The organism is Methylobacterium sp. WL18 (genome assembly GCF_008040015.1).
Taxonomy (GTDB): Bacteria; Pseudomonadota; Alphaproteobacteria; order Rhizobiales; family Beijerinckiaceae; genus Methylobacterium; species Methylobacterium mesophilicum.
Genome location: NZ_VRVD01000238.1, coordinates 1 through 6,888 on the forward strand (window position 1 = coordinate 1; position 6,888 = coordinate 6,888).

Here is a 6,888-nt window from a genome sequence, read left to right on the forward strand (position 1 = left end):
CCGAGGCCCCCGAGCGCGCCGAGCGGCAGCGCCTCCTCGACGCCGTCGCCCGGGACGGCTTCACCCGCGGCTACCGCGGCCTGCGGATCGCCAAGGGCGGCCGGCGCTTCTGGATCGAGCAGGCGATCGTCTGGCAGCTCGACCGCGACGGCGTAAGCGTGGGCCAGGCGGCGACGTTTTCGGAATGGCGCGACGCGTGAGGTGGGGTCAGGCGCACCCTCTCGCGTATGGGCGCGGGTGGGCGACCTGCGACGCGCGCTGGCTTCTGCTTTCGACCCATATCAGACGAGCAGCCCGTTTGCCGGTAGGACAGTCTGCATGACCGAGCATACAACCTTCCAGGTGCAGCGTGCCGACCACGTCGGCTTCGCGGTCGCCTCCCTCGATGAGGCGCTTCGGTTCTGGGTTGATGGGCTTGGCGCGCGGCTCGTGCGCACGGGCGAGATGGGGGGCGAGTTCCTCGGCCAAGTGACGGGCGCGCATGGGGCGCAGGTGCACATGGCGATCGTGTCGCTGGCAGATCAGACGATCGAACTCCTTGAGTATCAGGGCGTGGATCGGCCGAGCGCACCGGCCAAGCCGTTCGACCCGGGCTTCGCGCATCTCGCCCTCGTGGTCGATGACATCGACGCGCTTTTGGCGCGGATCGCCGCCTACGGCTGGAAGGCACAAGGCACGCCGCAGCCGATCGCGGGTGGCGCGCGGGCGGGAACGCGGGTGATCTACGTCGTGGGCCCTGACGGCGCGACGATCGAGTTCATGCAGCCGCCAACCGCTGTTCGCGACCGCTGATCCTTCTGATCGAGTGTCCGCTTTCCACCCGCTACGGACGCCAGCGAGCATCCGACCCGGCCCGCGTCGACCCAAAGATCAGGCCCGCCCCTCCTGCACCGCGTGGCAGGCGACGCCGTCGAGCAGGGCCGGCACCTCCGCGCGGCAGCGGTCGTTCGCCAGCGGGCAGCGCGGGTTGAAGGTGCAGCCCGGGGGCGGGTCGATCGGGTTCGGGATCTCGCCGGAGACCGGCACCCGGGCGCGGCCGACATGGGCGAGGTCGGGCACCGCGTCGAGCAGCATCCGCGTGTACGGGTGGCGGGGCCGCGCGAACAGATCCTTTGCGGCCGCGACCTCGACCAGGCGGCCGAGATACATCACCCCCACCCGGGTCGCCATGTGGCGGACCACGGCGAGGTTGTGGGAGATGAACAGGTAGGTCAGCCCGAGCCGGTCCTGCAGGTCGCGCATCAGGTTGAGGATCTGCGCCTGCACCGAGACGTCGAGCGCCGAGGTCGGCTCGTCGCCGACCAGGAACTCGGCCTGGCTGGCGAGCGCCCGGGCGATGGCGACCCGCTGGCGCTGGCCGCCGGAGAATTCGTGCGGGTACTTCTTGGAATCGTCCGGGTGGAGGCCGACCAGGCCGAGCAGCTCGCCGACCCGGGCGCGGATCGCCCCCTCCCCCTGGATCAGGTTGAAGGCGCGGATCGGCTCCGCGATGATCTTGCCCACGCGCCAGCGCGGGTTCATCGACGCGTAGGGGTCCTGGAAGATCATCTGGATGCGCGAGCGCAGACGCCGCCGCGCCGCCGCCTCCCGGGGATCGGTCATCGAGATCCCGGTGATCCGCACCTCGCCGGCCGAGGGCGGCAGCAGGCCGACCACCATCCGGGCCACCGTCGACTTGCCCGAGCCGGATTCGCCGACGATCGCGAAGGTCTCGCCCTTGGCGATGGTGAAGCCGACCCGGTCCACCGCCGTGAGGAACCGGCGGGGCTCGCGCTCGATCACCCGGTTGAGCCAGGGTTTCGAGACATCGAACAGGCGGCGCAGGTCGGTGACCTCGACATAGGCGCTCACGCCGCCTTCTCCGTGACGTCGTACAGGTGGCAGGCGACGCGGCTTTCGCCCACCAGGATCGGCTCCGGCCGCTCGACGCGGCAGCGGGCAAACACCTTCGGGCAGCGCGGGTTGAAGGCGCAGCCCTGCGGGATGGCGGTGAGCCGCGGCATCGAGCCGGGGATCTGGCTGAGCCGGTCGGCCTCCTGCGACAGGGTCGGGATCGCCCCCATCAGGCCGACCGCGTAGGGGTGGTGCGGCTTTGCGATCACGGCGGCGACCGGGCCGATCTCGGCGACCCGCCCGGCATACATCACCGCGACCCGGTCGGCGGCCTCGGCGATCACGCCCATGTCGTGGGTCACCAGCATCACCGCGGTGCCGTGCTCGCGGCACAGGCGCTTGAGCAGGGTGATGATCTGGGCCTGGACCGAGACGTCCAGCGCCGTGGTCGGCTCGTCGGCGATGATCAGCTCCGGCTCGGCGGCGAGCGCCAGCGCGATCACCACGCGCTGGCGCATGCCGCCCGAGAACTCGTGCGGGTAGCCGTCGATCCGCCGCTCGGGCGCCGGGATGCCGACCTCGGCGAGCAGGTCGATCGCCCGGGTGCGGGCCGCCCGGGCGGAGAGGTCGGTGTGGGCCCGCAGGGTCTCGACGATCTGGTCGCCGACCCGGAACAGCGGATCGAGGGAGGTCAGCGGGTCCTGGAAGATCATGCCGATCCGCTTGCCCCGCACCCGCCGCATCGCCTCGGGGGGCAGGTTGTCGATGCGCGCGCCGCGCAACGTGATCGCGCCGCCGCTGATCCGGCCGGGCCGGTCGATCAGCCCGATCACCGCCGAGCCGGTGACCGACTTGCCGGCCCCGGATTCGCCGACGACCCCCAGGATCTCGCCCCGGCCGATGTCGAACGAGACCCGGTCGATGGCGGTGAGCGGCCCGCGCCGCGTGTCGAACGTGACCGTGAGGTCGCGTACGGAGAGGATGGTTTCGGTCATTGCAGCTTCGGATTGAGCGCGTCGCGCAGCCAATCCCCCAGGAGGTTGATGGCGATGACGAGGCCGGCCAGCGCCAGGCCCGGGAAGGCGACGATCCACCACTCGCCGGAGAACAGGAACCGGTTGCCGGTGCGGATCAGGGTGCCCAGCGACGGCATGGTCTCGGGCAGGCCGGTGCCGAGGAACGACAGGGTCGCCTCGGTGATGATCGCCAGCGCCAGGTTGATCGTCGCGATGACGAAGACCGGCCCGGTGACGTTGGGCAGCACGTGGCGGACCAGGATCACCGGGGGCGTCAGGCCGATCAGCCGGGCGGCCTGGACGTAGTCCTTGCCCTTCTCGACCATCACGGAGGAGCGCACCGTGCGGGCGTACTGCACCCAGAACGACAGGCCGATCGAGATCACGATCAGCCCGATCAGCGGCCCGACATCCAGCGCGCCGCCAAAACTCGCCCGGGCGACGCCGTCCACCACCAGGGCGATCAGGATCGCCGGGAAGGTGAGCTGCACGTCGGCGACCCGCATGATCAGCGTGTCGAGGGCGCCACCCGCGTAGCCGGCGACCAAGCCCAGCGCGATGCCGAGCACGCCGGAGGTGATCACCCCGAGCACGCCCACGATCAGCGACAGGCGCAGGCCGTACAGCACCGCCGAGAGCACGTCCCGGCCCTGGTCGTCGGTGCCGAGGTAGAACGGCGCCTGGCCGTCCGCCTGCCAGATCGGCGGCAGGTTGGAGTTGATCAGGTCGAGCTGGGCCGGGTCGTAGGGGTTCTGGGGCGAGATCAGCGGGGCCGCCACCGCGAGCCCGACCATCACCACCGTGGCGAGCAGCGCCGCCATGGCGGTCTTCGAGCGCAGGAAGCTGGCGACCAGGTCGGAATCGCGCCAGCGCGCGAGCCGTCCAGGGGTCGCCGCCGCCAGCGGGACCGGCGGCGCGTTGCCGGCGTCGCTATCACGTCCGCTCATGCCGGCCTCACGCGGTCCGCGCGGACGACAGCCGCAGGCGCGGGTCGACCACGGTGTAGAGGATGTCGACCACGAGGTTGATGGTCACGAAGATCAGCGCGACGAGCAGCAGGTAGGCGGACATGATCGGGATATCGACGTTCTGCACGGCCTGGACGAACAGCAGGCCCATGCCGGGCCACTGGAACACCGTCTCGGTGATGATCGAGAAGGCGATGACCGAGCCGAGCTGGAGCCCCGCGATGGTGATCACCGGCACGAGGGTGTTCTTGAGGGCGTGGCGCAGGTGGACGGCCCGGGTGGAGAGGCCCCGGGCGCGGGCGAAGCGGATGTAGTCGGTGCGCAGCACCTCCAGCATCTCGGCGCGCACCAGCCGCATGATCAGCGTCATCTGGAACAGGCCGAGGGTCACCGAGGGCAGGATCAGCGCCTTGAGGCCGGACCAGGTGAGGAAGCCGGTGGTCCACCAGCCGAGCCGCACCGTGTCGCCGCGCCCGTAGGAGGGCAGCCAGCCGAGCGTCACCGAGAACAGGTAGATCAGCAGGATGCCGATCAAAAAGGTCGGCAGGCTGATGCCGACCAGCGAGACCGCCTGGAACAGCCCGGCGAGCCAGGATTCCCGGCGCAGCGCGCAGTAGACCCCCATCAGGACGCCGACCACCAGGGCGAACACCGTCGCGCAGAAGGCGAGCTCCAGGGTCGCCGGCATGCGCTCGGCCAGCAGCTGCGAGACCGGCTGGCGGAACTGGTACGAGATCCCGAGACGGCCCCGGACCACGTCGCCGGCGTAGCGGGCGAACTGCATCAGCACCGGATCGTCGAGGCCGAGGCTCTTGCGGATCTCGGCCCGCTCGGAGGCGGGGGTATCGGGCCCGACGATCTGGTTCACGGGGTCGCCCGCGAACCGGAACATCGAGAACGCGATGAGCCCGACGACCGCGAGCACCGCGGCCGCCTGGATCACCCGGCGCAGCAGGAAGGCGAGCACGCCCGGGCCCTACTGCGGATCTTTCGAGACCCAGTAGAGCAGGAGCAGGTTGTCGGCGCGCTGGGTCAGGTGAACCTTCTTGGAGACGCCCCAGGCCAGGGCCTGCTGGTGCAGCGGGATGTAGCCCCAGTCGGCGCTCAGGACGTCGAAGCCCTCCTTGATCAGGGCGTCGCGCTTGGTCTTGTCGGTCTCGCCCTCGACCTTGTCGGCGATCTCATCGATCTTCGGGTCGCAGTAGCCCGCGAGGTTCCAGCTGCCGCGTCCCGACTTGTCGCCGGGCTTCCGGCAGCCGACGATCTCGTAGAGGATGTTGTGGCTGTCGAGCGACGACGGCGTCCAGCCGAGCAGGTAGAACGAGGTGTCGTAGTTCGGGGCCAGCACCTTGGAGAAGTACTTCGCCTTCGGCTGGGCGTTCAGGTTCACCTTGACGTTGATGCGGGCGAGCATCGAGACCACCGCCTGGCAGATCGCCTCGTCGTTGACGTAGCGGTCGTTGGGGCAATCCATGGTGAGCGAGAACCCGTCCGGGTAGCCGGCCTGGGCCATCAGATCCTTGGCCTTCTTGAGGTCGGTGGCCGGGCGCTTGAACTCGGCCCCGCGGTCGTAGAGGCTCGGCGCGATCATCAGGGCGGAGGGCACGGCCTGCCCGCGCATCACGCGCTTGGCGATCGTCTCCTCGTCGATGGCGAGGTAGAACGCCTCGCGGACCTTGATGTCCTTGAACGGGTTCTTGCCCTTGACGCTCGAATCCTTCAGCTCGTCCCGGTCCTGATCCATTCCGAGGAAGATGGTGCGCAGCTCGGGGCCCGCCATCACGATGGCGGTGCCGCTGGCGTTCACCCGCTGCTGATCCTGCAACGGCACGGGATCGATCCAGTCGACCTCGCCCGAGAGCAGAGCGGCGACGCGGGTCGCCGGGTTGGCGATCGTGGTCAGCACCGCCTCGTCGAGGTTCGACTCGACCTTGCCCCAGTAGCCGGGAAACTTCTTGAACACCGTCTTCACGCCGGGCTGGTGCTCGGCGATCACGAACGGGCCGGTGCCGTTCTCGTGCAGGGTGGCGTAGCTCGGGCTGGTGGCGTTGGCCGGGGTCGGCTGCGCGGCGCCGTTCTTCTCCGACCAGCTCTTCGACATGATCAGCCAGGTCGGGAATTGGGCGAGGGCGATGGGGTTCGGCTTCTTCAGCACCATGTCGACGGTGTGGTCGTCGACCTTCACGAACTCGGCGTCGGACGGGACGTTCGTGGTGAAGTTCGAGCCCGAGGCCCGGACGCGCTGGGCGGAGAAGAGCACGTCGTCGGCGGTGAACGGCGAGCCATCGTGGAACGTGACGTTCTTGCGCAGGTGGAAGCGCCAGCGGGTCGGCTCCGGCGTCTCCCAGGATTCCGCCAGTCCGGGGGCGAATTTCAGGTTCTTGTCGAGGGTGACCAGCGACTCGTAGGCCGCCTGCTGCATACCCTCGGTGAAGCTCTCCTTGAGGGAGTAGGGATCCAGCGACTTGAGATCGCCCTGGAACGCGAAGCGGAACACGTTGGCGGCCTGCGCGGGCAGCGCCGCCAGCGCGAAGGTCGCGACCGCGCCTGCGGCCACGCCGCGGGCGAGGATCTTCAGGGTCGAACGGGACAAGCGGATCTCCGAAACCGTGGAAGTTGATGGCAGGCCGCCACCACCAGCGCAGGGGTTGAGCCTAGGCCGAGTGAAGCGCGCGGGCAAACCGCACCGGCCACACACCCACAGCAAGGTTCGGACCATCTGTATGCAAAATACGGGGTCGAGGGGGTGGGGTGTTTCTGGATCGCGGTCAGATGGCGCGCGCCCGCCCGCCTCCCTCTGCGCTATGATGTCCACACAGCGCTGCCGGATGAGGGGCAAGGCTACCACCAAGCGCGCCTCCCTCCCCCCTCTGCGGGGGAGGGTGGGCCTCGCGTCAGCGAGGGTCGGGAGAGGGGAGCCCGGGTTCAGCAAAGGGCGCGACCGGCATGACGGGCGAAGCCCTGTTCTGCACCGTCGCTCCCCTCTTGCGGGACTTCGTCCCGGCCCGACCCCCTCCGGGGGCCACCCTCCCCCGCAGAGGGGGGAGGGAAAACGCGTCGCGGTTCAGGCG

The 6,888-nt window shown here is 69.6% G+C and carries 7 protein-coding genes; 2 read left to right on the forward strand and 5 right to left on the reverse strand.

Annotation, left to right across the window (positions count from 1 at the left end):
- The coding region (locus FV228_RS16710; RefSeq protein ID WP_147855658.1) for an MEKHLA domain-containing protein at positions 1-200 on the forward strand (200 nt) is incomplete at its 5' end.
- Positions 201-318: 118 nt separating this feature from the next.
- Positions 319-792, forward strand: coding sequence for a VOC family protein (locus FV228_RS16715; RefSeq protein ID WP_147855659.1), 474 nt, complete (start codon positions 319-321; stop codon positions 790-792).
- Between the two features lie 78 nt (positions 793-870).
- Here FV228_RS16715 and FV228_RS16720 read toward each other — a convergent pair whose 3' ends face one another.
- From FV228_RS16720 to FV228_RS16740, 5 genes are read right to left on the reverse strand one after another with little or no spacing between them, the layout of a single operon-like run.
- Entirely contained in the window at positions 871-1,851 is a 981-nt protein-coding gene (locus FV228_RS16720) for an oligopeptide/dipeptide ABC transporter ATP-binding protein (RefSeq protein ID WP_147855660.1), read from the reverse strand.
- The gene (locus tag FV228_RS16725; protein ID WP_147855661.1) at positions 1,848-2,828 is read right to left on the reverse strand and encodes an ABC transporter ATP-binding protein; all 981 of its coding nucleotides are present in this window, start codon (positions 2,826-2,828) and stop codon (positions 1,848-1,850) included. Before FV228_RS16725 ends, FV228_RS16720 begins: the two co-directional genes overlap by 4 nt.
- Positions 2,825-3,796 carry an ABC transporter permease gene (locus FV228_RS16730; RefSeq protein WP_147855662.1) on the reverse strand — a complete coding sequence of 324 codons (972 nt, stop codon included), beginning with the start codon at positions 3,794-3,796 and terminating at the stop codon, positions 2,825-2,827. The genes FV228_RS16725 and FV228_RS16730 overlap by 4 nt, the downstream gene beginning before the upstream one ends.
- A 7-nt stretch (positions 3,797-3,803) precedes the next feature.
- Entirely contained in the window at positions 3,804-4,784 is a 981-nt protein-coding gene (locus tag FV228_RS16735) for an ABC transporter permease (RefSeq protein ID WP_147855663.1), read from the reverse strand.
- Positions 4,785-4,793: 9 nt separating this feature from the next.
- Positions 4,794-6,410, reverse strand: a complete 1,617-nt coding sequence (locus tag FV228_RS16740; RefSeq protein WP_147855664.1) for an ABC transporter substrate-binding protein — start codon at positions 6,408-6,410, stop codon at positions 4,794-4,796.
- Positions 6,411-6,888 lie beyond the last annotated feature (478 nt).

Bases quoted from the DNA above. Each gene is read 5' to 3' on its own strand.
- FV228_RS16715 (WP_147855659.1), top strand. From the start codon at position 319: ATGACCGAGCATACAACCTTCCAGGTGCAGCGTGCCGACCACGTCGGC.
- FV228_RS16725 (WP_147855661.1), bottom strand. From the start codon at position 2,828: ATGACCGAAACCATCCTCTCCGTACGCGACCTCACGGTCACGTTCGAC.
- FV228_RS16730 (WP_147855662.1), bottom strand. From the start codon at position 3,796: ATGAGCGGACGTGATAGCGACGCCGGCAACGCGCCGCCGGTCCCGCTG.